The following is a 25,045-nucleotide window of genomic DNA, read 5'->3' on the forward strand; positions in this document are numbered from 1 at the left end:
TACTTATGCGCTATTCGGGTGCTTAGTTAACAATGTAGTGGGTTTTTGAATGGGGTAAAGACGTGAATTTGTGTCTCGTCGTTGAACAGCATTGCTGTGGCCGACGCGGCTAACCAGACATGAACACACGGCTTTGATACATGCCCGAAATACCATTCGTAACCCTATATAACCAGCCGTTTCTGCGGGCTTGTTGATGCGCCGCGCCAAGTGTATATAGTACGTGTTTTATCCCTTTCCGCCCTATTCTACGTGACCATATGAAACCCCGGGAGTGGCTTTTTGAAATCCTTCACACGCTCCGCCACTCCCGAGTTGCGGTCTGGTTTAGTACCGGCCAAACTGCTTTTTGCCTACCTGTCATCTAACTCGCATTGGGAAGGCGGCTGACCCACCAGGGCTGCCGCCCGCCGGAGCAGCCCGGCCGCCCCGCCGGGGCGGCCAGCTGTTCCATCTTCCCGGCGTTTTCTTCTGTCTTCATTTCCTCGCAGCTAGGTGCCGAAACCGGCCCTCGCTTTGTGTAACAACCCGTATTATGGCCTCTCAACTACGCGGCAACGACCTTCGTCAACTGGGTTTCCCGGAAGGTCGGGCCATTGGGCTGGCACTGGCCCAGCTCCAGCGCAAACATCTCAAAAAGCTTTCCCAAACCCACCAGCTGACTTTGTTGAAGGACCTGCTGGCCAACCCCCAAACCTACCTCACGCACCTCGACTGGAGCCACACGGCCGCCGCGCTGCTGCCCGCGCCCAGCCGCCACATTGCCCTGGCCGAGCGTAAAGAGTACAGCGTTTTTGGGGCCGAGCACATTGAGCAGGGGGCTATCCACCAAATGGAAACCGCCATGAAACTGCCCGTAACTGTTGCCGGCGCCCTCATGCCCGATGCTCACCACGGCTACGGCCTGCCCATCGGTGGGGTGTTGGCTACTGATAATGCTGTGATTCCCTACGCCGTGGGCGTGGATATCGGCTGTCGGATGGCTCTGTCGGTATTCGCGCTGCCACCCAGGCACCTGGAGCAGCGGGTGCAGGAGTTCCGCAAACTGTTGCTGGAGTACACCAAATTTGGCGGCCGTGACGTGTTCCGCCGCGGGCAACACCTGGACCACGCGGTATTGAGCCGGGACGAGTTCCGGGACATTCCGTTTCTGCGCAACAAGCTGGATACGGCTGCTTCCCAAATCGGCTCTTCGGGCGGTGGCAACCACTTCGTGGAGTGGGGCGTGGTCGATATCACCGACCCTACCAACGAACTGGGCGTACCGGTTGGGCAATACCTGGGCCTGCTTTCACACTCCGGTTCCCGGGGACTGGGGGCCAGTATTGCCAACCATTACACCAAACTCGCCCAGGATACCTGCCAGCTGCCCGCCGAAGCCCGTCACCTGGCCTGGCTGGACCTCGATACTGAAGCAGGGCAGGAATACTGGGCCGCTATGAACTTGGCCGGTGACTACGCCTCGGCCTGCCACCACCAGATTCATCATCGTTTGGCCAAGGCTCTGGGTGAACGGCCGTTGGGGAAGGTGGAAAACCACCATAATTTCGCCTGGAAGGAACACCTTGCCACGGGGCAGGAAGTGGTAGTACACCGCAAAGGGGCTACGCCGGCCGGCGCGGGCGTACTGGGTATTATTCCCGGCTCCATGACGGCTCCCGGCTTCATTGTGCGCGGTCGGGGCGAGGCCAGTTCCCTGAGTTCGGCTTCGCACGGCGCAGGTCGGCAAATGTCGCGTACCCGCGCCAAGCAGGAATTGGGCGAAGCCGAAATGCGTCGCTACCTGCAGCAGCACGGCGTAGTGCTTATTGGTGGTGGGCTTGACGAGGCCCCGCAGGCCTACAAAGACATCCGCCAAGTAATGCAGAGTCAGACGGAACTGGTAGACGTACTGGGTTCCTTCACCCCGCGCATTGTGCGGATGGAAGGCGGCGTATAGCTCCGGCCATTCATGAAAAAAACAGCAACCCCGTCCCATGTAGCAGTGGGGCAGGGTTGCTGTTTTTACGGCCAGAACAGCTGGCTACGGCCGGTGCCGCCGGTGGCGGCAGGGGGCTGCTGCTGAAATGGACTGGTTGTGCCGGAAAACGCTTCCGTTATCAATGGGGTACGTGGGGAGCAGATCAGCGAATAGCAACAGAGCTAAAGCAGTTGCTGCCAGATTGGGGGTGGAAACAGAGGTGTCCATGCTGAGCGGAATAAAACATACACGAGGAACTGTTCAGGGCCTGCAACCGGTGTGTGGGTACGAGGCAATAGGATAGAGGCGGGGCAATACTGTCGTTGTTGCAAAAAAGAAATACCCGGACAGTGGCGAGTTGGTGGTACTTACGGCAGTAAAGATAGAGTCGGATTTAGCGTCGGAAACTTTTTTCTAGGTCAATGGTAGGCTACAGGCCGACGAACAGGGCATTGGGCTCGTTGAAAACGGCAACAGCCCGTCCCGGACACTGCCGGAGCGGGCTGTTTTACAACAAAAACAGAATAGGATTATGCCCGGCGTCGGTCTCGTAGCTTCTTCAGGCCGAAACCTACGCCAGCCGCCAGCAGCAGGGAGGCCCCCCCATCAATGGGTACGGCCGTGGGGTCAGGAACGGGGCCGGTAGAACCCGGCCCCTGAGCCTGGGCGGAGGAGAAAGCACCGGTAAGTAACAGTAGGCTCCCGGCGGCAAAGGCCAGCCGGCACGCAGTAGCAAGGTTTTTCATAAGAAGGAAAAGCAAAAGCAGGGAGAAAATCAGGCTGCTCCCCGCCAATGCGGGCCGGGGAGCAGACCGAAACATCAGGCTATTCGATAACGAGGCGCTTGTTGATGGTACCCTGGCTGGTTTGCAGCCGCACCATGTATACGCCCGGCGTCACGCCGGTGAGAGGCAACGTGCGTACCTCGTTGCCGGCGGGCAGCACCATGTGGCGTACCACCTGGCCTAAGGAGTTCACCACCGAAGCCTCTACGGCCTGCCGGGTGAAAGCAGCCGTGAGGCTTACCGAAGCAACGTCGCGGGCCGGGTTGGGGAATACGTCTACCTGCCGGCTGAGGGCGGCCGGAGCATTGGCTAGTACGCGCTGCTGAGTAAAGAGCAGACTGAAGCGGCCCGTGCCTGCGCCCAGCGTCAGCGCAAACGAGTAGCTGGCCTGAGCCGCCAGATCCACCACCGCGCCGGTCTGCGCATCGCGCAGGTACACCAGCATGCCGGCGGGCAAGTTCAGCAGCTGCGCGGCCCGCAGCGTGTAGGTGCCGGCCGTCGGGGCCGTTACCAGCAGCGGCACGGCTACCTCGGTAGTACCCAGGGCCGGCAGGCCGTTGATGGCCAGTTTCTCATTGCCGGCCTGCGAGGCCAGCGTGGCCGTGGCCGTTTGCAGCTTGGCGGCGTCGAAGGCTACATCGAAGGCGGCGGTAGCGCCGTTTTCAAAGTACACCGTGGTCTGGTCGCCCGGGCCACCGGCGGCGGCGCGCAGCTCCAACTGGGCCAGCGGCCGGGTTTCCTGGGTGCGCTGGAATACGGGGCTGTCCACCGTCAACAGGCGGGCGGCGTTGGTGAATGCCACCTGGCCGTTGGTGGTGCCGGGGGTACTCACCCGGGTAAAGAAGCCCTGGCCCAACCCGATAACATTCGTGCCACCGTTGTTGCCCACGCCGTTTACGTAGCTGGAGTAAGAGCCGCTGTACTGGCCCGAAGAACGGGATACGTACACCGCATTATCCACGTTGGTGCGGCCTACCAGGTCCCAGTCAATAGGCGAAGGGTAGGGGTTGCCCAGCAGCTGCCAGCCCGATTCTGCTTGGATGCCGCGGCTCAGCCCCCCTACGTTAATGGTCCCGTTATTCAGAATGCCTACGAAATCTACCGTCTGCGAAGCCGGAATATTTACGGTGTAGCCCCGGCCAACTGTCATGCCATCCGACAAGGCGTTGGGCGAGAAGAAGCCCTTGTCGAAATCTTGCGGTGCGGGATTCCCGCTGGTATTCACCCGGGTTTCATCGTAGCCAAACACCGTGGGGAAAGGCGTCACGGCTCCTGGGTTCGGGGCCGAGTTATAGGCCGGGTTCACCACCGGGGTGAAATTGGTGGTAGTCAGATCAGCCACCGTAGTGTTGCTGACAGGAGCCGAGAAGTGGCGGTAGCCCGCGCCGGCATTCAGGCTCGGGTCGATGTAGCGTTGCACCGTTACGTTACCGAAGATGACGTTGCTACCCGTGTTGAGCACCTGCGCAGTGCGGTCAGCAGTGGAGAGCAGCGTCAGGTTGCCGTTCGATACGACGGCTCCGGTCACGTTGAGGCTGCGCTGCACCTGCACGGGCGCATCCAGCTGCAGGGTGCTGTTGTTGGTAGTTAGAATGTTGAAGACGGAGGTAGTGCCACTAACGCGCTGCGTAGCCGAGCTGCTTACAAAGCGGATTTCACCGAACCCGGTGCCAGTGGTAGTGCCGCCGTTGTTGGTAAAGTCGCCGTTGATCTGCAGGAAAGAGCTTTGGCCAAACGTCAGTTGAGCCCCGCTCAGCAGCGTAACGTTGTTGGCAAAGCTGAATCCTACCACCGGGTCGTTGGCCACGTTCGGGATGGTCACGTTATCGGTGGCGGTGGGCACCTGGGCCGGGCTCCAGTTGCCGGGTACGCCCCAGTCGGTGCTCACGGCGCCGGTCCAGGTGAGGCCGGCCGCAATAACTGGCGCGGGCGTCAGGAAAGCCGCCAGGCCGGTCAGGTTCGAGCCGTTGCCGATGCGGCCGACCAATGTGGCACTGCCGCTGGTCAGGTCCACGGTGTACAGGTTATCGGCCGTCGAGCCCGTGGGCGAAGCCACCAGGAATGCTGAGTTCACCGGAGCCGAAGGGTTACTCAAGTCCGAAAACACGTCGAAATCAACCCCCGGGTTCACCGTGAGGCCGGTGCTGCCCTGGTCCACGTAGGTGCCGGCGTTGGCGTTGGTGGAGCGCAGCAGCTGGTTGCGTACCTGGTCGTAGCCGTAGAGCGTGGTGCCGGTGTTGGCGTTGTTGTCGTTGTTGGTATAGGCCGCGCCCGACATGGCCGGGGTACCGCTGGGGTTGGTCAGGGCCGTGTCGGTGAGGTAGGTGCCATCGGCCGGGTTCATGCGCAGGTTGGCCTGGTTGGTGGCCGAGGTGATGCGGATGCGGTCCACGGTCGGGTTGAAATCAAACCCAATGGCCGACGCCGTAGTACCCAGCGGCAAGCTGCCCGCGTTGCCCACGGCCGTGAGGGCACCGGTGCTCAGGTTTAATGTGTAGAGCTGGCCCTGCTGGTTGGCCGCATCGTAGCCCAGTGCAAATAGCTCGCCGGTAGCGGGCCGGAAATCGGTGCCCACCAGCACCTGCGTCGCCGCCAGACCCGTAATGTTCACGGCCGTGCGGATAACGCCGGGGTTGCCCGAATCGAAGGAAACCAGGTTGCCACCGGCTACGCCGTAGAGCAACTGCCCGGTAAGTGCCGCCGAAGCATTAGCCCCGTTCAGCACCGCTGCCACGTCACGCACCGGAATGCCCAGCCCGATGCGGCCCACGGCCGTCGTGGTGCCGGCCGTTACGTCCAGCGCGTACAGGGAGCTGAAAGTGGCCGTGGTGGTGTTGCTTTCGGCATTCGATACCAGGAAGCCTCGGTTCAGCTGGGCGGCGGCATCATAGTAAAAGTCCAGGTCGCTGACGCCGCCGGTGCCAGGTAGCAGCGTGGTGCCGCTGGCCGAGGTCAGCTGGCCGGCGTTGGGGTTGCTCTGGATGAAAAGCTGGTTGCGCACGTCGTCCACGTCATACAGCACGGTGCTGGTGCTGCCGGGGAAGGAGTTGGTGTAGGCCACCGAGCCGATGGTGGGCGTACCGGTAGCTCCGCTCACGAAATTGAGGTTGCCATCGGGGGCCGCAATGGCGCCGTTGTTGGGGTTGAGGCGGTAGTTACGCGCGTTCAGGCCCGTCACCCGGATGCGGTCCACGGTCGGGTTGAAATCAAATCCAACCCCGTTCACCGCCTCCGCCGAGTTGCCCAGGTCCAGGGTTACCGGGCCGGGGCCTACGGGCGTGGCTACGGCCGTACTCAGGTTGATGACGTAAAGCCGTGCCTCGCCATTGGCGGGGTTGTAGCCCATGCCGAACAGCTCCCCGGTGTTGGGCCGGAAGTCGGTACCCACCAGCGTCTGGCCGGCCGTAATACCGGTAATTGCCACCGCCGAGTTGATGAAGCCCGGCGTGCCCGAGTAGAAGGAAAGCAGGTTGGCGTTGGTGCTCACCGCGTACAGCAACTGGCCGCTCACGGCGGGCGCGGTGCGGTCAATGCCAAACGCAATATCCGACACCAGGACGCCGGGCGTGCCATTCACCAGCAGCGAAGCGTTGCCGGTAATCAAATCGAGGTTATAGAAGGTCGTGCTGGTCCCGGAAATAACCGACAGCACGGCCTGCTGCGTACCGCTGGCGGGGTCGGTGTAAATGTCGAGGTCGGTGACTTCGGTGCCGGTCAGCAAGGGCATGCTGTTGCGGGTAATCGGGACCGGGGAGCCCAGCACGCCGCCGTTGGGGTTGGTCTGGATGTAAAGCTGGGAGTTGGCCACGTCCACATCGTAGAGCACCGTAGTGGCGGCCCCGATGAAGCTGTTGGTGTAGGCCACGGCATCGATTACCGCGCCCGGAGCGCCATTCAGGTTGGTATCGGTGGCAGCCAGAGCCCCGTTGTTAGGGTTGAGGCGGAAGTTAGCGAGGTTGCTGCTCGTCACCCGAATGCGGTCCACGGTCGGGTTGAAATCAAACCCGATCCGCTCTGTGCTGGCACCCAGGGCCAGGGCAACGGTGCTGCCTACGGCCGTAGCCGCGCCGTTAGCGGCATTAATGCTGTAGAGTTGGGCCGTGCCCGCGCCGTTGTAGCCTAGGGCAAATAGCTGGCCGGTGGCCGGCCGCGAGTCGAGCCCGACCAGCGTCTGGCCGCCGGCAATACCCGAAATTGGTAAAAAAGCGGGCGTGCCCGTACCGTTGGAAGGCAGGGCAACGAGGGTAGTGCCGCCCTGTGCGAGGCCGTACACCGTGGTAGTTTGGGCAAAGGCTGCCGGTGCGGCCAGCAGCGAAATGCCCAGCGTGAGCCCCATCAAACGACGGTTGAAGGTGGGCAGTATGGGTGTCTTCATGCGGATAGAAAGGGGGGTAAGGATGGAAAAATACACGTCCGTCAACCTCAGCTTTCTATTGCACTATAGCTGCCTCACGCTGAGCTTTGACTAAAAAGCTTACGCCAGGAGGAACTATTATGGATTGATGACTTTCATTAAAAATATTTGGTGTATATAATTGTGTTTCAGTGTAAACAACCTGGGTAGCATTACGGTTTCAGCCGTTCTGTTCAGTCGGATCACCCTGTAATCGGGGGCGCAGCTGGTTTCTGTTCTGATTGCACTACCCGTACTGCGTCGCCTACGGCAAACTGGCCACCCTGTACAATGCGAGCCGTGAGGCCGCCGTGGCCGCGCATGGCGTTGTAGCCGCCGTGGCCCAGTTCCTCTTCCATGCGGGAGCAGGGGTGACACTCACCTGTTATTTCCAGTATCACTTCAGGACCGATGCGTACCTGTCTGTTTTTCAGGGCAAGCAGGTTCAGGCCACTTATTACCAGGTTGCGGCGCAGCCGCTCCGGCGCCACCGGCTCCGGCATCCCCAGAAATCCGGCCACTGCCCCCAAATGCTCGTGCTGAATGAGCGTGATCTGCCGCTTGCCGCCGGCTTTGGGCCGGGCGTGGTCACCTACCAGGTGCCGGTCGGTTTCGGCCTCGGCTTCGGGCACGCTCAGCAGTGGTTGGCGGCGGGCCGGGCGCAGACCAATCCACTCCACCCGGCCCTCTTGGGGCAACGTGCTGAGCAGGCGGGCAATAGTTGATTTGTCGTCGCCGAAAAAGGGGAAAGGCATAGGAAATTTCGGTGGAAAAGTGAGGTAGTATTTCCGGTCCGGTGGCTGCAAACCGTCGGGCCGGTTGTCGTATGATTCGTCAGCACAAAGTCGGCAGGCAGTTATCGGCCCGATGGCTGCCTGCCTTTGGGCCAGTGCTTCAGCTCCTATTAGGTGAACTGCCGGGCCACTAGGAAGGCCGCGCCGGCGGCCAAGGCCCCGGTTCCGGCCATTTTAAGGGCTCCCCACACGGGCGGCTGGCCGGTCATGCGGCTTTTGAGGTAGCCGAAAATGAGCAGGCACACCAGCGTCATCACGGCCGAAAGCAGCAGACCTTCGGTAGGCGTTTCGGTCAGGAAATAGGCACTAAGCGGAATAAGGCCGCCCACGGCGTAGGCCGCGCTGATGGTGAAAGCACTTTTAGGTGCTTGGCGAGGGTCGGGTTTTTCCAGGCCCAGCTCGTATTTCATCATGAAGCGCACCCACTGGTCGGGGTCGGCGGTGAGTTCCCGCACGGCCTGCTCCCGGGTAGCCGCCGAAAGGCCCATTTCCTGGAGCAATTCGTCTACTTCGGCCCGTTCTACGTGCGGCACCTCCTCAATTTCCTGGTATTCGCGCTGCAATTCGGCCGCGTAATGCTCTACTTCGGTGCGCCCGGCCAGGTAGCCGCCCAGGCCCATGGCAATGGAACCGGCCACTACTTCGGCCAGCCCGGCCGTAATCACCAGCCCCGAGGATTGCACGGCTCCGCTCAGCCCGGCTGCCAGTGCAAACGGCACCGTCAGCCCATCCGATAAGCCGATTACAATGTCCTGCAGCATGGCCGAGCTGGTCAGGTGATTTTCGGGGTGCGGATGCTGGTGCTGCATGGTGGCTAAATGTACGCGTATGGTTAACCTGATGAGCTTTTACGCGTATGTAGGCCAGATGGTAGCCATTACGGCTGCTTTCCTTCCAACCGATATCTTTTCCCTCCCTAGAATCATGGCCAAAACCACCGCCAAACCAGCGGCTGCCCCCAAAGCTGCCTCTAAAGCTTCGGCTGCCAAATCCGCTTCCAACGGTCAGGCCGCGCCCAGCGTGCAGCCCATCCTGAACCAGCAGTTCAACGCCCCCGCGCCGCTCCAGAAGTACGGCACCGTGTCGCAGCGCCTGCCCATCGGCCTCGATGAGAAAACCCGTCAGCAGAGCGTAACCAACCTCAACCAGCTGCTGGCCGACACCATCACGCTGCGCGACCTGTACAAAAAACACCACTGGCAGGTAGTAGGCCCCACGTTCTACCAACTGCATCTGCTCTACGATAAGCACTACGAGGAGCAAAGCGCCCTAGTAGATACCATTGCCGAGCGTATCCAGATTCTGGGCGGCGTGGCCGTGGCTATGGCCCACGACGTGGCCGAGCTGACCAGTATTCCGCGCCCGCCCAAAGACCGGGAAGAAGCTCCTATCCAGGTAGGTCGTCTGCTGGAAGCCCACCAGATTATCCTCAAAAACTGCCACGACTTCGCCAAGCAGGCCGATGAAGCCGGCGACGATGGCACCAACGACCTGGCGGTGAGCGACGTAATGCGCCTCAACGAGCTGCAGGTGTGGTTCGTGTCGGAGCACGTGGTGGATACGCCGCTGGCCCGCGCCGAGTAAGCTCAAAAGTCAGCAACCAAAAACGGCTTCCTTCCATTGCGGAAGGAAGCCGTTTTTGGTTGCTGACTTTTGAGCGGATTCAATTCCAGCCCGCAATCATTGACCGGAAGCTACTGCGCTGTTTACCGGTGCGCCTTCTGTTTTTCCTGGTGATTTTCCTCGGCTTCCTCCACCGAATGCGTGCGGCCCAGGTCGTGGTCCTGCCGGGCCTTCTCGGCTAGGAGGCTGAAGTAGCCGTGCAGCAGGTTGATTTCCTGCTCCGAGAAGTCCTGGGCGTTGATGAGGCGGTTGCTGGCTCCTTTGTGGGCGGCAATCAGCTCGTTCAGCTTCAGGTGCAATACCAGTGAATCCTTGTTCTGGGCCCGCTGAATGAGGAATACCATCAAAAAGGTGATGATGGTGGTGCCGGTGTTGATGACCAGCTGCCAGGTTTCCGAGTAGTGAAACAACGGCCCCGTGACGGCCCACACCAGTACTGTGCCCAACGCCAAGCAAAACGCCTGCGTGGTGCCCGACCAGGCCGTAACTGCCCCGGCAAAGCGGGCAAAGAAGTTGGACCGGGCAGCGGTGGGGGGAGTGAAATCAACAGCCATAAACAGCGCAGAAAAAAGCAGGCCGGAGCCGCCTGTGTAGGTGAGAAAGGTGAAAATTACGGCTGACAGGTGAGGAGTAGATGAAATTTTTCGGGCTGACACTGAGCGTGAAACCACTGCGAAACATAAAATCTACGGTGAAAAAGAGCCCCGGCCTTGCACCCTTGCCGGCAACCCTCTACTTTTGTCATCGATTCGCCGCCTCAGTGAATCCGGAAGCAACGGCTTCCGCCAGAGTAACAGGAGTGCCATCAGCATCTGCGCACGTGGTGAAACTGGTAGACACGCCATCTTGAGGGGGTGGTGCCTTCGGGTGTGGGAGTTCGAATCTCCCCGCGCGCACTCCAACTGAAAAAGCCGCTTCGGATATCCGAAGCGGCTTTTTTGTGTCCGTTTTCCCCGTCACCCCGCCCCGAAAGAGCCGCTGCCCGTCCGGCCGAAGTATGGGGAAGCTGCCGTGCTTTTCGTTTCTTGGAGGCCTATTCCGGTGCTTTCATGAAACTACCCTCTTTGCAGCAGCTAGCTGCCGAAACGGCCCGCGTGGTGCGGCGCTTTCCCCTCACGTTGCTATGCGCCCTTGTGTTGTGCGGAGCTGGCCTGTACTACAATCATCTCAGCTACCAGCAGCGGGAGCACCTAGAGTGGCTGTTTCCGCTGCTGTCGGGGGCGGGGCTAGGCTTGTCGGGCACATTGGCGGTGGCCCTCACGGCTGAGAGGTACCGCTGGCGGCCAGTGCTGCGGTGGGGGGCGTTGGCGGCGATGCTGGGGCTGCTGGCAGTGTGGTACGCCGTAGCTCCCGCCGAGCCCACCCCGGAGTGGGGCGCGCGACTGGCACTACTGCTGCTAGGTACGCACCTGGCCGTAGCCGCTGGCCCCTATCTTTCCGAGCTGCGCCGCCAAGCCGATACGCCGGGCTTCTGGCGCTACAACGAAACGCTGTTTCTGCGGATTCTTTCCGCTGCCCTGTATTCCGGGGTGCTGTTTGCGGGCTGCGCGCTGGCTTTGGTAGCCGTCGAAAACCTGTTTTTCGTGGATATCAAGCCGCGGATTTACGCCGATTTGTTTGTGGTGCTCGGCTCCATTTTCAACACGTGGTTTTTCCTGGCCGGCATACCGCACAACTTCGCGGCGCTGGAGCAGGAAACCAGCTACCCCAAAGGGCTGAAAGTGTTTACCCAGTTTGTGCTGCTGCCGCTGGTGGTGCTGTACCTGGGCATTCTGTACGCCTACCTGGCCCGGATTATGGTGACCTGGGAGCTGCCCGAAGGGTGGGTGTCCATCCTGATTCTGGCCTTTTCAGTGGCCGGCATCTTCGCGCTGCTCCTGATTCACCCCATCCGCCACGCCGCCGAAAACACCTGGATTCGCACGTTTGGGCGGTGGTTTTACCGGGCGCTGTTTCCGTTACTGGGGCTGTTGGCCGTAGCCATTGGCACCCGCATTCGGGCCTACGGCATCACCGAGGAGCGGTATTTCGTGCTGGTGCTGGCCGCTTGGCTGTTCGGTATTGCCCTCTACTTCCTGGCGCGGCGCGGGCAGGGCCTCATCTGGATTCCGGCTTCGCTGGCGGTGGTGGCCTTTGTGGCGGCCGGTGGGCCCTGGGGCGCCTTTGCCGTGGCCCAGCGCAGCCAACTCAACCAGCTCCGCGAAATCAGTGTGCAGTACGGGCTGCTGAAGGCTGGCAAGCTGGACGGGGCTGGGAAGCGTGTGCAGAAGCTGCCCGAAGAGGCCCGCAAGCGCATCAGCTCCATCTTCGACTTCTTCTCCGAGCGGCAGACGCTGGATAAGCTGCAACCATTTTTCATGGCCAGTATTCAACCGCCAGACTCCATCCGGCATACATCGAACTGGGTACAGCGGGACTGGTTGCGCAACCGCCTGGAAGAGGTTACCGGTATTGCAGAACGCAATCGATACGCCGATGAAATAGCGCAGGTGAAAACGGCCAGTTTCCAGCCTGAGAATCCTCAGATTCGCCCTTGCGGGCTAGGCTGCTACTTTTTAGGTGAAATTGAAATAGCCCGCTACAATAGATCATCTGAGGAAAATATACTTGAGTTTATAATACCCGAGGGCTCCTTTCGGATTCAAGCAGCAAAACACGGCCGGCAACTCTATTTACAGCAGCAGACGGATAATACTTGGCAAACTCGGCTCACTTTACACACGAGTGTGTTAGCTGATTCATTAGTGAAAATACACGGTGAAGATCCCAACAGGAATGTAGCAATTCCTGCTTCCCATATGACCCTTCGAGCAATTGACCGCAACATGCAGTTGCAATTTTTTCTGAATCGCCTTTACAGAGAGGATCGGAAGGATACTGTAGAGTATATTTATTCCGGTCAAGCTATGCTAGAAATAAAGAAGTAAACTCAGACACCATTTACCAGCAAACAAGGGTTCCAGTAACCTAGAACCCTTGTTTGTTGGAAACAGATAGTGCAGCAGAAGTTATTCCCACTCAATGGTTGCTGGTGGCTTCGAGCTGATGTCGTACACCACGCGGTTGATGCCGCGCACTTGGTTGATAATTTTGTTGCTGACGTCGGCCAGGAACTCGTAGGGCAGGTGGGCCCAGTCGGCCGTCATGCCGTCCACGCTGGTTACGGCGCGCAGGGCTACTACCCGCTCGTAGGTCCGCTCGTCGCCCATCACGCCCACGCTTTGCACCGGCAGCAGCATCACGCCGGCCTGCCATACTTTCTCGTAGAGACCGTGCTCTTTCAGGCCGTTGATGAAGATGGCGTCGGCGCGTTGCAGCAAATCCACTTTCTCGGGCGTAATGTCGCCGAGGATGCGGATGCCCAGGCCGGGACCGGGGAAGGGGTGGCGGTGCAGAATGTGCGCGGGTAGCTCCAGGGTGTGGCCCACTTCGCGCACTTCATCCTTGAATAAGGCCCGCAGCGGCTCCACAATCCGCAGGTTCATCTTCTCGGGCAAACCGCCCACGTTGTGATGGCTCTTGATGGTCACGGATGAGCCATGCACCGATACCGACTCAATCACGTCGGGGTAGATGGTGCCCTGGGCCAGCCAACGGGCACCTTCCACCTTCTGCGCTTCCCGGTCGAACACCTCAATAAAGGTGCGGCCGATGGCTTTGCGCTTCAATTCCGGGTCCGTCAGGCCCGCCAGAGCGTCGTAGAACTCCTGGGAAGCATCCACGCCCTGCACGTTCAGGCCCAGGCCCTGGTAGGAGTGGAGCACCTGCTCGTACTCATCCTTGCGCAGCAGCCCGTTGTTCACGAAGATGCCGTGCAGGCGCGTGCCGATGGCCTTGTGCAGCAGCAGCGCCGCCACCGACGAATCCACGCCGCCCGAAAGGCCCAGAATCACTTGGTCCTGCTCGCCGATGGTACGCTGCAGGGTTTCCACCATTGAGTCCACGAAGTGCTCCGGCGTCCAGCTCTGGTCGAGGCCGCAGATGTTCACCACAAAGTTCTGGAGCAGCGTTTTGCCGTCTGTCGAGTGCGTGACTTCGGGGTGAAATTGGATGCCGTAGGTTTCCTGGCCCTGGATTTTGAAGGCGGCCACGGCCACTTCCGGCGTGCTGGCCACAATGTCAAAGCCCTGGGGCAGCGTCTTGATGGTGTCACCGTGCGACATCCAGACCTGCGACTCGGTGGGCACACCGTGCAGCAGCGGGCTTTCGTGGTGGACGCGGCTGAGGCGGGCGCGGCCGTACTCCCGGATGGTGGCGGGCAGCACCTCGCCGCCCTGCTGGTGGGCCAGCAGCTGCGCGCCGTAGCACACGCCCAGCACCGGCACTTGGCCCAGGTAAGCGCTCAGGTCGGGGTTGGGCGAATCGGCTTCGCGCACGGAGCACGGGGAGCCCGAAAGCACAACGCCCCGGATATCCTCAGTGAGGGCCGGGGCGTGGGTATACGGATGAATTTCGCAGTAAACATTCAGTTCCCGGATGCGCCGGGCAATGAGTTGGGTGTACTGCGACCCAAAATCGAGAATCAGAATTTGTTGTGGCATGGGCAAAAGTAGCGCGCAGATTTCAGACCTGAAGCACCAAACTGGTTTTTTCTCGTGCTAACTGCTCTTTGTCGGTGTCTGGCAGTAGGGAATAGAGACAAGCAAAAAGACGCTCTTGTGAAAGTCACACAAAGTGCAAAAAAGGCAGAGCTGATACACAGACTACATGGGAGGAGCAGGGCTCAGCGGCGAACCTGCTGCTCTATTATCCTACTGATTTCTAAGGTTAGTGCTAGTCACAAATGGCGGGCAAATTGCCTTTCATATGGCCGGCAAACATAGGAACTTTGGAATGCTTAGTGTACGTGACTTTTACCTGTTCTCCTCCCATGCGTTCATATCTACCGCTACTCGCTTTGTCGTTGTTAGGAGCATTGGCGCTGCCGGTTCCAGCCCAGGCCCAACAAACGGCTGCTACCCCGGAGCCAATGGCCCCAACGGCCAAAACCACCGAGCTGCTGGCCGAGGCAGTGCCAGTACCTGCGCCCGTTGAAACAACCGCCAAGCCCGTCAAAAAAACGCTGGCTGGCAACGTGGTGGACGAATGGGGCAAACCGCTGATGGGCGCTACCGTGATGGTGCTCGGCGACCAGCTGCACTCCGTCAGTACCAACTCGGCCGGCGACTACTTGCTGCCGACTACCGGAGCCGCGCCGGTAGTGCGGGTAAGCTTCGCCGGCTACCAGGATGCGGAGCGCGTGGCCCGTGGCCCAGCCGACTTACTATTCAAGCTGGAGCCCATCGAAGACTATAAGCGCAACCTGAAAAAGCGCAGCAAAGCCGCCACCAAAGCCTGGAAACGGTAGCTGGAACGTGGTGAAACGGGGCTGCGTGAAAAAAAAGCCGCTGATACTCTTGCTGATACCCGCCTAGCCGGAAAAAAGATTGGGCGCGGCGCACCAAACGGGTACGGGGCGTGCGTATCTTTGCACTCGGCGAGTCAGAACGACCAGCTCCTGTTGAACTCCCCCAGGACCGGAAGGTAGCAAGGGTAGACGGTTGAGCGGTGCGATTTTGGCTCGCTTTTTTTTGACCATTAATTGCACGGGTTTTTCGCGGATTCCACAGATTTTGTGGATGATCAGCCTCCGGCAACATCGATAGAAAAGCGGCCTTCTGGGCCGCTTTTTGCGTTTATCCAGCCGTGCAACAGCTGAGTTGAAACTGCGCCGTTCACAAAATCCGTGTAATCCGTGCAATCAGTGAGTAGCTTTGCGCGCATTGTTGTTTCCCAACCTACCCGCATGAAATTTTTCATTGATACCGCCAACCTGAAGGAAATTCAGGAAGCCGTAGAGCTTGGTGTGCTCGACGGCGTGACCACCAATCCTTCGCTGATGGCTAAAGAAGGCATCAAAGGCACCGATGCCGTGCTGTCGCACTACCGCCAGATCTGCGAAATCGTGGACGGCGACGTGTCGGCCGAAGTAATTGCCACCGATTTTGAGGGCATGATCCGGGAAGGGGAGGCGCTGGCCGATCTGCACCCTAATATCGTGGTGAAGGTGCCCATGATCCGGGACGGGGTGAAAGCCATCCGCTACTTCTCCGATAAAGGCATCAAAACCAACTGCACGCTGATTTTCTCGGCCGGTCAGGCCCTGCTGGCTGCCAAAGCCGGGGCTACCTACGTATCGCCTTTCGTGGGCCGCCTCGATGATATTGGACACGACGGTTTGCAGCTGGTGCAGCAGATTGTGGACATCTTCTCGAACTACGGCTACCCCACGCAGGTGCTGGCCGCCTCGGTGCGCCACGTACCCCACCTGATTCAGTGCGCCGAGCTGGGTGCCGACGTGGTTACCTGCCCGCTGAACGTCATTACCGGCCTGCTCAACCACCCCCTCACCGACAAAGGCCTCGCCACCTTCCTGGCCGACCACAAGAAGGTAAACGGGTAATTTATAATGTGTGAGATGTGAAAAATGTGTTGAATGTGCTTCGGCCGTCTTCACATTTTTCACATTTTCACATTTCCCATATTACGCCGATGTACATCATCAAAGTAAAAGGCAAGGCCAAGATTCCGGACTACATCCAACTTCGGGACGAGCAGTTCGTACTCATTGCCTACTTCCGCGCCGACCGGCCCCTGAAGGATCTGCACCGCTACGGGCTGGAAGGCAAAGAGGAGCCACTGGCGGCCGTCATTGCCGACCTGGCGTTCGGGAAGCTGCAGAAACTGGAGGTGTAGGTTGTATCTGGCGGCCTTGCGGCGCGCCCGTTTTTTTGCTGTTTTCCCAAGTTCCCTGAGCCATGACCGTATTAGAGCTGCACGACGCCTACATTATGCAGGACGTGAATACGGTGCTGCAGAAGGTGACGTTTGCACTGGAAAAGGGCGAATTTGTCTACTTGGTGGGGCGTACAGGCTCGGGCAAAAGCTCGTTGCTGAAAACACTGTACGCCGATTTGCCCCTGCCGGCCGGTACCGGTGCCGTGGCCGGTTTCGCGCTGCCCAAGAAGGGCGTGACCGATAAAGTGCCGTTCCTGCGCCGGAAGCTGGGCATCATCTTCCAGGATTTCCAGCTGCTCTTTGATCGGTCGGTGGCCGACAACCTGCTGTTTGTGCTCAATGCTACCGGCTGGAAAGGCAAGGCCCGCAAGCAGCAGCGCATTTCGGAGGTGCTCATGCGCGTGGGGCTGGCCAACGTAGCCAGCAAGATGCCCCACCAGCTTTCCGGGGGCGAGCAGCAGCGCGTGGTTATTGCCCGGGCGCTGCTCAACGAGCCGCTGCTGCTGCTGGCCGACGAGCCCACCGGCAACCTCGACCCCGATGTGGCCGACAGCATCATGCGCCTGTTCGTGGAAATCAATAACGCCGGCACGGCCGTGCTCATGGCCACCCATAACTACCAGCTGATTCAGCAATATCCGCGCCGGGTGCTCAAGTGCGAGCAGGGCCAGCTGATCGATTCCGCCGTGACGCCCTTCACGCTAAGCTAACCCGGGCCTCGCCGGCGCAGCAGGGTACGATAAAATTCGGCCTCTTGACAACCTTTCGGCTCGTATCAGGCTCCTGGCTGAAAGCCAGACGGCAGGTTGTCGTCGACAAAACATCCTTTCTGGTTACACATGACAGGGCTTTCAGTACTGATTCCGGTGTTTAATTGTGATGTGCGGCCGTTGGTGTGCACCTTGCTGGCACAGGCGCAGGACTGGCCCGGGCCCGTAGAAATCCGGTGTCTGGACGACGGTTCCCGCGCGGAGTTCCGGCTGCAGAACCAGGAGCTGGGCCGGTTGCCCGGCGTCACCTACCAAGAACTGGCCCTGAACGTTGGGCGGGCCGCCATCCGCAACCAGTTGGCCGCTGCTGCCCGCCACGAGTGGCTGCTGCTGCTGGATAACGACAGTCTACTGCCCGATGACAAGTTTCTGGCCCGGTACGCGGCGGCCTGCCACCAGGCGCCGGTACTATCGGGCGGCACTGCGTATGAGTCGGCACCACCGAGGGAGGCAGATTTACGGCTGCGGTGGCTGTATGGCCGCCACCGCGAGGCTCGTCCTGCCGCCGTGCGCCAGCAAAGCCCTCACGGTCAGCTCACGCTCAATAACCTGCTGATTAAGGCGGAGGTGTTCCGACGACTGGGACTGGATGAAAACCTGACGCGCTACGGTCACGAGGACACCAAGTTTGGCTGGCTGCTGCGCCACTCGGGCACCAAAGTTTTTCACCTTGATAACCCTGTGCTGCACGACGGTCTGGAGCCGGCTCCGGTATTCCTGCAAAAGACCCACGACGCCGTGCGCAACCTGGTGCAGCTCTACCGCGCCGAAGGGCTGGGAGCCGATACCAAGCTGTTGCAGGCGGCCCTGCGCCTAAAGCGGTGGGGCCTGAGCGAGGCGGTTCGCACGGCCTTTGGCCTGCGCCGGGAGCAGGTACGTCGCAACCTGCTTTCCAGCCGGCCCAGCCTGCGCCAACTGGATGCCCTGAAGCTGTACTGGCTGCTGGACGAGCTGCGGTAGCAGTAGCCCGAAACAAAAAAAGCGGGTGCCGAAAGGCACCCGCTTTTTTAGGCGGTGGCAATTGAGGTTAGTCGTTGTCGGTGTTCTTTACTTCCGACTTCGCTTCCTTGAACGCGCCTTTTACGGCACCGCCCACTTTCTTGCCTGCATCCTTCACATCGGAAGCAGTGTTGCTGGCGGCGCGGCCCACGGCCGAGCGCTCATCCTGGGTTTCGGCGGCTACGTTTTCCGCAGTGCGCTCCGTGGCGTCGGCGCCCTGAGCGGCGCGGGCTTCGGCCTTGTCGTAGGATTTGAAGGCGGCGTATTTCAGCTTTTCCTTCTGGATTTCAGCCAGGTCGCGGGCTGGAATATCCTTCTTTACTTTGTCATAGGCTTCATCCAACGCGCGCCACTCGGCGTTGATGTTGCGCCAGTCATTGATATCGTACTTGTCCTCGTTCACCTTGATGTCGTTCACGAAGGACTCGTAGGTCTGGCGGGCATTGGCGGCCGTGATGCGGCTGGCCGGGGAGCTGGGCTTATAGTATTTGCCCATGGTGGTGGCGCCGGTAGCAGCGCTGCCACTCATGGCGGCGGTAGCGCCGGGGCGGTTCTGCCAAGCCATTTCACGCTTATCGTAAGCGGTAGTGTAGCGAGTACGCAGCAATTCAATTTCCTGGCGGCGGGCGTCGTCGTACTGGTCGGCGTAGCGGTCAACGGCGGCTACTTTAGCATCGAAGTCAGATTTGAGCTGGGTGGTTTCCTGCTCGTAATCGGCCTCTGCCTCGTTGGCTACGGCATCCACTTTGGTTTCAGTATCGGCTACGAAGGTTTTGAAGTCGTTGTACGCCTGGTCACTTTCGGCAGATACTTCCTGCTTTTGGGCTTGGTTGCAGCTGGTGAAGGTAGCGCCGCCCAGGAGCAGGGCCGCGGCAAGTGCCTGGAGGGTGAGGGTTTTGCGGAGCATGGTAGCGGGGTAGAATGGGAGAGAGAAACTGCGGCGGCCATTGCGGCAGCCTGTTGCGCTTAACGAAAGCCCGGCCTCTGCGGTTACGGCCGGGCCGGAGGCCTATCTTTGAGTTCCTGTTGCCTGCTTCAACTTACCGCTACTGCCGTGCTTACCTCCATTCCGCCCTTGCCTATTCAGCTGCTCGATTTGGCGGCTCAGCACGCGCCTTTGCAGGCGGAGCTGGAAGCCGCCCTGCGCGCCACGCTGGCCGAAGGAGCTTTTATTCAGGGGCCGGCGGTGGGAGAGTTTGCGCAGGAGCTGAGCCGGTTTCTGGGCGGCCCGCACGTTATTCCCTGCGCCAATGGTACCGATGCGCTGCAACTGGCCCTGATGAGCCTGCAGCTGCCGGCCGGCTCGGAGGTGATTGTGCCGGCCTTCACCTACGTAGCTACGCTGGAAGCGGCGGCTGTGCTGGGGCTGGTGCCGGTGCCCGTGGAGGTGCGGCCCGATACCTTCAACCTCGACCCCGTCGCCGTGGCGGCTGCCATAACGCCCCGCACCGGCGCCATCGTGGCGGTGCACCTGTTCGGACAATGCGCCGATCTGGAAGCTTTATGCCTGTTGGCCGACCAGCGGGGCGTGGCCCTCATCGAGGATAACGCGCAGGCTATCGGGGCCACGTTTACGACCGGTTCCGGCGATGTCTGGCAGGCCGGTACGGTGGGGGAGGTGGGTACTACCTCGTTTTTTCCCAGCAAAAATCTGGGCGGTTTCGGCGACGGTGGGGCCTTGTTTACGCGGGATACGGAACGCGCCGCCTACCTGCGCCAACTGGCCAACCACGGCCAGACGCGCAAGTACCATCACCAGCACATCGGCCTCAACTCCCGCCTCGATACCGTGCAGGCCGCCCTACTCCGGGTGAAGCTGCCCCACCTGCCCGCCTGGACGGCCGCCCGCCAGCACGTAGCCGCCCGCTACGATGCGCTGCTGGCCGAAGTGCCGGGCCTGCAGGTGCCCGCTCGGGACTTGCGCAGCACCCACGTTTTCCATCAGTACACGCTCACGGTAGATGATGTGCCCGGCCGCCGCGACGCGCTGCAGCAGCACCTGGCCCGGCATGGCGTGCCTAGTGCGGTATACTACCCGTTGCCTAACCACCTGCAGCCGGCCTATGCGTATCTGGGATACCGGGAGGGGCAGTTTCCGGTGGCGGAGCAGCTGTGCCGCACGGTGCTGTCGTTGCCCATTCATCCTACGCTGACTGAGGCGCAGGTGCAGTACATCGGGGAGGTAATTGGCGGCTGGGCTGGGGGACAGTAAGCCGGTTGGACCGACCCCGGGGCCGGAATTGGCACCGTTTTTTCTTTTGCCCGTATGCATACTTCATTTCTGACCTTAGTTTCCTCCCTCATGCGCCGTTCTTCTCTCGCGCTGCTGTTACCGCTGGCCGGTGTAGCGGCCCTGACCACCGCTGCCATCAACAAGCCGGCTCAGGGCTTCAGCCTGTTTTCCATCGACCAGGATATTGCCCTGGGGGCGCAGGTAGCGCGCCAGACCGACTCCTTGTATCAAGCCAAGGGCCAGCTGATGACCCGCGCCGGCAACGCTCGTGCCTACCAGCTGCTGGATGGCGTGGTAAAACGCGTGCTGGACAATGGCAACGTGAAGTACCGCACCCAGTTCCCGTGGGACGTAAAGCTCATCAAGGACGACGCCACCCAAAACGCTTTTGCCACGCCTGGCGGCCACATTTACGTGTTTACGGGCCTGGTAAAGTTCCTGGATAATGAAAGCCAGTTGGCCGGCATTCTGGGCCACGAAATTGCCCACGCCGACCGTCGGCACAGCACCCAGATGCTGCAAAAGCAATACGGTACCAGTCTGTTGCTGGGGTTGCTGCTGGGCAACCGCTCCTCGGGCCAGCTGGTGCAGATTGCGTCCGGCCTGGGTCAGCTCAAGTTCAGCCGCGCTTATGAAGTGGAAGCCGATAAGTACTCCACCATCTACCTCAACGGCACCCGCTACTACGCTTGCGACGGGGCAGCGGGCTTCTTTATCAAAGCCGAAAAGCAGGGCAGCGGCGGTACGCCGGAGTTCCTGAGCACCCACCCTAACCCCGGCTCCCGCATCAGCAGCATCCAGAAAAGCGCCCAGCAACTGGGCTGCACCAACCGCAACGTTAGCAACACCAACTTCACCGAGCTGAAGCGAATCCTGTAATCCGCGTTTTCAGTCTGCATCTGCTGGGGTGCCGGGGGCGAGGTGGATGCGGTTCAACTCGGCCTTGTGCGTGCGCCAGTCGGGCATAAATTGGTCCATCAGGCTCCAGAAGCGGGCGTTGTGCAGCCGCTCGTGCAGGTGCGTCAACTCGTGGACCACCACGTATTCCAGGCAGGGCAGCGGGCGTTTCATCAGCTCCAGATTCAGCCAGATGCGCCGCGCCCCGATGTTGCAGGTGCCCCAGCGGGTGCGCATCTGCTTCACGCCCCAGGTGGCGGCCTGCCGGCCCACTACCGGTTCCCATTTCAGCAGTAATTCTGGCACCAGCTGTTTCAGCTGTTGTCGGTAGAAGGCCGCCATTACTGCTTCCCGTTGCGCTAGGGTACTGTCGGTGGGCACGCGCAAGCGGATCTGGCGGGCGGCTTCGTCCAGCGTTACGTGGGCACGGCCGGTTTCCACTACTAGTTCATAGCTGCGGCTCTGGTACGGGTGCTGCTCGCCGGAGGTGTATTGCAGGCTGGGCTGGGGCTCCCGGGTGGCAAACTGCTGCTGGTGCTTCTCAATCCAGGCGTGGCGGGCGGCTATAAACTGTTCTACGGCTGCCACTGGCGTGTTCAGCGGTACGGCTACCCGAATCCGGCCGCCGGCGTACACCGTCAGGCGCAGGCTGCGCATGCGTTTGCGCACAAGGTCGATTTCGAGGCCGGCAATGGTAGTAAGGGGCATAACGGCGTCAAAGATACGGCCGGTTCTGCGCCTGTCGGCTTGTTTACCGACTGGGGTGTTGCCCTGTCATCCTGAGCATCGCGAAGGACCTTACCCCGTTTCAGCAAGTCGTTAATGCGGTTGCCGTTCTGTTGGCAGCAGATCATTCGCGCTGCTTCAGGATGACCGATCAATAAGCTTACGGGCGCAGAACCGGCCGTTTTTTCGCAGTTTGCGGGCTGAATTGTCCAATCCGCTTCCAGTGCCCGTTTCTGCTGCTTCTTTTCCGGTCCGTTTTGTTATTTGTGGAGTGGGCCACATCGGCCGCCGCCACGCCGCGCTGGTAGCCCAGCACCCGGAGGCGCAGCTGGTGGCCCTGGTAGATAACCGGCCCGAGCTGGCCGCCGAGCTGGCCCGGGAGTTTCCGGCGGTGCCGTTTTACGCTTCTCTCGATGACTACCTCGCCCACGGCCCCGCCGCCGAGGTGCTGACGGTGGCCACGCCCAACGGTCTGCACGCGGCCCAGGCCCAGCAGGGGCTCCGGGCGGGTTTGCACGTCGTTATTGAAAAGCCCATGGCCTTGCGCACCGCCGATGCGCAGGCGGTAGTGGAGGTGGCCCGGCAGACCGGCCGGTTGGTGTTCGGGGTGATGCAGAACCGCTACTCGCCCCCGGCCGCCTGGCTCAAGCAGATAGTGGATGAGGGCCGGTTGGGGCAGGTGCATCTGGTGCAGCTCAACTGCTTCTGGAACCGCGACGAGCGGTACTACACGCCCGGCAGCTGGCACGGTACCCACACCCTCGACGGCGGCACGCTCTTCACCCAGTTCAGCCATTTCGTGGATTTGCTGTACTGGGTGTTCGGCGACATTGCCAACATCTCGGCCCGCTTCCGCGACTTCAACCACCAGCACCTCACCGAATTTGAGGACAGCGGCCTCGTTACGTTCGACCTGGTACGCGGCGGCAGCGGCACCCTGCAATACAGCACCGCCGTCTGGGACCAGAACCTGGAAAGCTCCCTCACCGTGGTGGCCGAGCACGGCAGCCTGCGCCTCGGCGGCCAATACATGGACAAAGTGGAATACTGCCACCTGCGCAATTATCAGCTGCCCGAACTCGCGCCCACCAACCCCGCCAACCAGTACGGCACCTACCAGGGCTCCGCCGCCAACCACGTCCACGTCATCGATAACGTGGTGGACACTCTCCACCAGCGCGGCCAAGCCACCACCAATGCCCTGGAAGGCCTGAAAGTGGTGGAGATGATTGAGCGGATTTATGCGCTTCAGACTTTCTAAGGGATAACCGTCGCCCGGCGGATCAGTCCGTTTTCTACCTCGTAAATAACCACGGCTTCCAGTACTTTCCCATTCGGTAGCCCCGTTATCCGCTCGTGGTCGAGAATCCGGTTGCCCAGCACCGTGCGGTGCACCAGCTCACAGTGCAATGCAGGAGTGGCGCTGAACATGCGTCCGTATACTTCCTGTAGCTTGGTCCGGCCCGTAAGCTGCACCTTGGCTGGAAACTGCAGCACCTCTGCGTTTTCGGCGTAAGTGGCTGCGAAACGCGTAACATCGTGGGCGTTGTAGGCTTCGAGCTGGCGCTGCACCAGCTGCGTTGGTGTTTCGGGAGCAGGCGTGGCAGCGGGCGTTTGGGCCTGCGCGGTGTAGCCCATAACGGTTAGTGAGGTGAGGAGTAACAGCTTCTTCATATTTTTCAAACCAGAGGGACGTAAAGCGGTAGAAGGCGTTTTGCGCCGTGCGGATATTTGCCAGGGAAAGATAGTTTTTATGACCAACACCTCCGACCAACAAGCCCTGACCGAGCTGCGCGACTGGCAGCGCCGGATGCAGCAGAAGCCTACGCTGCTGAACCGCGTCACGCGACGGGTGCAGGCGCGGCTGAATGCGTTGCTGCCCGAGAAAGTGCACGTGGCCATTACCACGGCCATTCAGAAAATGGTGCAGGGCGTACTGTTCGGCTCCACGCACAGTACTCAGCGGCCGGTTTCGGAGGGCACGCTGCACGAGCGGGAAGAAAGAGTGCGGGCCCGCATCCGGGCGTACCGCAACACGGCGGCCCTGGAAGGCGGCGTGACCGGGGCCGGCGGCTTCCTGCTGGGCCTTGCCGATTTTCCGCTGCTGCTGGGCATCAAGCTCAAACTGCTGTTTGATATTGCCGCCCTCTACGGCCACGATGTACGCAGCTTTCCGGAGCGGCTTTACCTGTTGCACATCTTCCAGCTGGCCTTCAGCAGCCAGCACACCCGCCGCGAAACCTACCACCAGCTCGCCGACTGGCCCACCACTGCCACCACCGTCACGGCAGAAACCTTCGACTGGCGCACCTTCCAGCAGGAGTACCGCGACTACATTGATCTGGCCAAGCTGGCCCAGCTGGTGCCGGTTATCGGGGCGGCGGTGGGGGCCGTAGCCAACTACCGCCTGCTGGCCCAACTCGGCGAAACGGCCATTATGTGCTACCGTCTGCGGTGGTTTGCTGAAAACCCGCCGCTTCCTGAACCACAGTAGCCATAAATCAGCACTAAAAAAGCCCCGACGAAGTTCGTCGGGGCTTTTTGGTAAGTGGGAGAGATGCTTAGCTTTTGCTTTGTTTCATGCCCTGGCGCTGGTTTTTGTGCTTGGCCATTTTATCGGACCGCAGCTGCGCGTATTTGGCGTATTGGTCGGCGCTCAGGATTTGCTTGAGCTGGGCTTCATACTGCGCTTTTTCGGCCTTCATGGCCTCGTGGTGCTGCTTTTTATCGGCGGCGGTGGCAGTGCCGGCCTGGGCCTTGTGGGCCTGCATCTGGCGGGCGCGGTCGAGGTGGAGCTGGCGAACCTGGGCGGTTTGGGCAGATGACAGACCGAGCTGCTTGGTGAGGGCCTGGGCGGCGTGGTCGGCACGCTGCTCGGGCGTTTTAGCGGCTTTATCGCCGTGCATTTTTCCGCCTTTCGTGTGCTGGCCGTGGGCGGCTTTCACGGGCGTGGTCTGAGTCGTCTGGGCCGAGGCGGCAGCGGCAGAAAGGGAAAAGGCGGCGAGGAGAACGAGGAGCTTTTTCATGTTGCTATGTCAGTGAGTTGTTGTAAGCTCGGTGAAAGCCGCCGGGTGTTGCGGGGCGGTTG

The 25,045-nt window shown here is 60.6% G+C and carries 22 protein-coding genes, 1 tRNA gene and 1 other RNA gene; 14 read left to right on the top strand and 10 right to left on the bottom strand.

Features of this window, described 5'->3' with window-relative positions; translation table 11 throughout:
• Window positions 1–535 precede the first annotated feature (535 nt).
• Window positions 536–1,939: an RtcB family protein gene (locus EI293_RS11400; RefSeq protein ID WP_125437701.1), complete on the top strand. Its 1,404-nt coding sequence runs from the start codon at window positions 536–538 to the stop codon at window positions 1,937–1,939.
• Between the two features lie 551 nt (window positions 1,940–2,490).
• Here EI293_RS11400 and EI293_RS11405 read toward each other — a convergent pair.
• The 4 genes from EI293_RS11405 to EI293_RS11420 all read right to left on the bottom strand — a co-directional run bounded on the left by EI293_RS11405 (window position 2,491) and on the right by EI293_RS11420 (window position 8,741).
• The gene (locus EI293_RS11405) at window positions 2,491–2,706 is read right to left on the bottom strand and encodes a PID-CTERM protein-sorting domain-containing protein (RefSeq protein WP_125437703.1); all 216 of its coding nucleotides are present in this window, start codon (window positions 2,704–2,706) and stop codon (window positions 2,491–2,493) included.
• A gap of 79 nt (window positions 2,707–2,785) precedes the next feature.
• Entirely contained in the window at window positions 2,786–7,120 is a 4,335-nt protein-coding gene (locus EI293_RS11410; protein ID WP_125437705.1) for a DUF4394 domain-containing protein, read from the bottom strand.
• Between the two features lie 221 nt (window positions 7,121–7,341).
• Window positions 7,342–7,893: an MOSC domain-containing protein gene (locus EI293_RS11415; protein WP_125437707.1), complete on the bottom strand. Its 552-nt coding sequence runs from the start codon at window positions 7,891–7,893 to the stop codon at window positions 7,342–7,344.
• A gap of 149 nt (window positions 7,894–8,042) precedes the next feature.
• Entirely contained in the window at window positions 8,043–8,741 is a 699-nt protein-coding gene (locus EI293_RS11420) for a VIT1/CCC1 transporter family protein (RefSeq protein WP_125437709.1), read from the bottom strand.
• Between the two features lie 115 nt (window positions 8,742–8,856).
• Here EI293_RS11420 and EI293_RS11425 point away from each other — a divergent pair, with 115 nt between their 5' ends.
• The gene (locus EI293_RS11425) at window positions 8,857–9,516 is read left to right on the top strand and encodes a Dps family protein (RefSeq protein ID WP_125437711.1); all 660 of its coding nucleotides are present in this window, start codon (window positions 8,857–8,859) and stop codon (window positions 9,514–9,516) included.
• A 122-nt stretch (window positions 9,517–9,638) separates the two neighbouring features.
• Here the strand turns inward: EI293_RS11425 and EI293_RS11430 are convergent, their stop codons facing one another.
• Window positions 9,639–10,109, bottom strand: a complete 471-nt coding sequence (locus EI293_RS11430; protein ID WP_125437712.1) for a low affinity iron permease family protein — start codon at window positions 10,107–10,109, stop codon at window positions 9,639–9,641.
• A 260-nt stretch (window positions 10,110–10,369) separates the two neighbouring features.
• Here EI293_RS11430 and EI293_RS11435 point away from each other — a divergent pair.
• Both EI293_RS11435 and EI293_RS11440 read left to right on the top strand, forming a co-directional pair.
• Window positions 10,370–10,451, top strand: a tRNA-Leu gene (locus EI293_RS11435).
• A 153-nt stretch (window positions 10,452–10,604) separates the two neighbouring features.
• On the top strand, window positions 10,605–12,482 hold the full coding sequence (locus EI293_RS11440) for a DUF4153 domain-containing protein (RefSeq protein WP_125437714.1): 1,878 nt from the start codon (window positions 10,605–10,607) through the stop codon (window positions 12,480–12,482).
• A gap of 81 nt (window positions 12,483–12,563) precedes the next feature.
• On the opposite strand, the gene guaA is transcribed toward EI293_RS11440, so the two are convergent.
• Window positions 12,564–14,096, bottom strand: coding sequence for a glutamine-hydrolyzing GMP synthase (gene guaA / locus EI293_RS11445; protein ID WP_125437716.1), 1,533 nt, complete (start codon window positions 14,094–14,096; stop codon window positions 12,564–12,566).
• A 329-nt stretch (window positions 14,097–14,425) separates the two neighbouring features.
• Here guaA and EI293_RS11450 point away from each other — a divergent pair, with 329 nt between their 5' ends.
• The 6 genes from EI293_RS11450 to EI293_RS11475 all read left to right on the top strand — a co-directional run bounded on the left by EI293_RS11450 (window position 14,426) and on the right by EI293_RS11475 (window position 18,062).
• The gene (locus EI293_RS11450; protein ID WP_170170347.1) at window positions 14,426–14,902 is read left to right on the top strand and encodes a carboxypeptidase-like regulatory domain-containing protein; all 477 of its coding nucleotides are present in this window, start codon (window positions 14,426–14,428) and stop codon (window positions 14,900–14,902) included.
• A 126-nt stretch (window positions 14,903–15,028) separates the two neighbouring features.
• Window positions 15,029–15,125: signal recognition particle sRNA small type (gene ffs / locus EI293_RS11455), an RNA gene on the top strand.
• Window positions 15,126–15,340: 215 nt separating this feature from the next.
• A complete protein-coding gene (fsa, locus tag EI293_RS11460; RefSeq protein WP_044001720.1) occupies window positions 15,341–15,997 on the top strand; it encodes a fructose-6-phosphate aldolase in 657 nt (218 codons plus the stop codon).
• An 89-nt stretch (window positions 15,998–16,086) separates the two neighbouring features.
• Window positions 16,087–16,290, top strand: a complete 204-nt coding sequence (locus tag EI293_RS11465) for a fructose-6-phosphate aldolase (RefSeq protein ID WP_125437720.1) — start codon at window positions 16,087–16,089, stop codon at window positions 16,288–16,290.
• Between the two features lie 62 nt (window positions 16,291–16,352).
• Window positions 16,353–17,042: a cell division ATP-binding protein FtsE gene (locus EI293_RS11470; protein ID WP_125437722.1), complete on the top strand. Its 690-nt coding sequence runs from the start codon at window positions 16,353–16,355 to the stop codon at window positions 17,040–17,042.
• Window positions 17,043–17,171: 129 nt separating this feature from the next.
• On the top strand, window positions 17,172–18,062 hold the full coding sequence (locus EI293_RS11475) for a glycosyltransferase family 2 protein (protein ID WP_125437724.1): 891 nt from the start codon (window positions 17,172–17,174) through the stop codon (window positions 18,060–18,062).
• A 67-nt stretch (window positions 18,063–18,129) separates the two neighbouring features.
• Here the strand turns inward: EI293_RS11475 and EI293_RS11480 are convergent, their stop codons facing one another.
• Window positions 18,130–19,008 (bottom strand): hypothetical protein, encoded by an 879-nt coding sequence (locus EI293_RS11480; protein WP_125437726.1) that lies wholly within the window; start codon window positions 19,006–19,008, stop codon window positions 18,130–18,132.
• A 147-nt stretch (window positions 19,009–19,155) separates the two neighbouring features.
• Here EI293_RS11480 and EI293_RS11485 point away from each other — a divergent pair, with 147 nt between their 5' ends.
• Window positions 19,156–20,313: a DegT/DnrJ/EryC1/StrS family aminotransferase gene (locus tag EI293_RS11485; protein ID WP_246010617.1), complete on the top strand. Its 1,158-nt coding sequence runs from the start codon at window positions 19,156–19,158 to the stop codon at window positions 20,311–20,313.
• A gap of 90 nt (window positions 20,314–20,403) precedes the next feature.
• Window positions 20,404–21,213 (top strand): M48 family metalloprotease, encoded by an 810-nt coding sequence (locus EI293_RS11490; RefSeq protein WP_125437730.1) that lies wholly within the window; start codon window positions 20,404–20,406, stop codon window positions 21,211–21,213.
• 9 nt (window positions 21,214–21,222) lie between these two features.
• On the opposite strand, the gene EI293_RS11495 is transcribed toward EI293_RS11490, so the two are convergent.
• Window positions 21,223–21,939, bottom strand: coding sequence for a M48 family metallopeptidase (locus tag EI293_RS11495; protein WP_125437732.1), 717 nt, complete (start codon window positions 21,937–21,939; stop codon window positions 21,223–21,225).
• A 241-nt stretch (window positions 21,940–22,180) separates the two neighbouring features.
• Here EI293_RS11495 and EI293_RS11500 point away from each other — a divergent pair, with 241 nt between their 5' ends.
• Window positions 22,181–23,218, top strand: a complete 1,038-nt coding sequence (locus EI293_RS11500) for a Gfo/Idh/MocA family protein (RefSeq protein ID WP_125437734.1) — start codon at window positions 22,181–22,183, stop codon at window positions 23,216–23,218.
• On the opposite strand, the gene EI293_RS11505 is transcribed toward EI293_RS11500, so the two are convergent.
• Window positions 23,215–23,631 (bottom strand): nuclear transport factor 2 family protein, encoded by a 417-nt coding sequence (locus EI293_RS11505; RefSeq protein ID WP_125437736.1) that lies wholly within the window; start codon window positions 23,629–23,631, stop codon window positions 23,215–23,217. The genes EI293_RS11500 and EI293_RS11505 overlap by 4 nt on opposite strands.
• Window positions 23,632–23,710: 79 nt before the next feature.
• Between EI293_RS11505 and EI293_RS11510 the strand changes: the two genes are divergently transcribed.
• On the top strand, window positions 23,711–24,451 hold the full coding sequence (locus tag EI293_RS11510) for an EcsC family protein (protein WP_125437738.1): 741 nt from the start codon (window positions 23,711–23,713) through the stop codon (window positions 24,449–24,451).
• Between the two features lie 67 nt (window positions 24,452–24,518).
• Here the strand turns inward: EI293_RS11510 and EI293_RS11515 are convergent, their stop codons facing one another.
• Entirely contained in the window at window positions 24,519–24,983 is a 465-nt protein-coding gene (locus EI293_RS11515) for a guided entry of tail-anchored proteins factor 1 (RefSeq protein ID WP_125437740.1), read from the bottom strand.
• Window positions 24,984–25,045: the final 62 nt, after the last annotated feature.

The organism is Hymenobacter perfusus (assembly GCF_003944765.1).
GTDB classification, from domain to species: domain Bacteria; phylum Bacteroidota; class Bacteroidia; order Cytophagales; family Hymenobacteraceae; genus Hymenobacter; species Hymenobacter perfusus.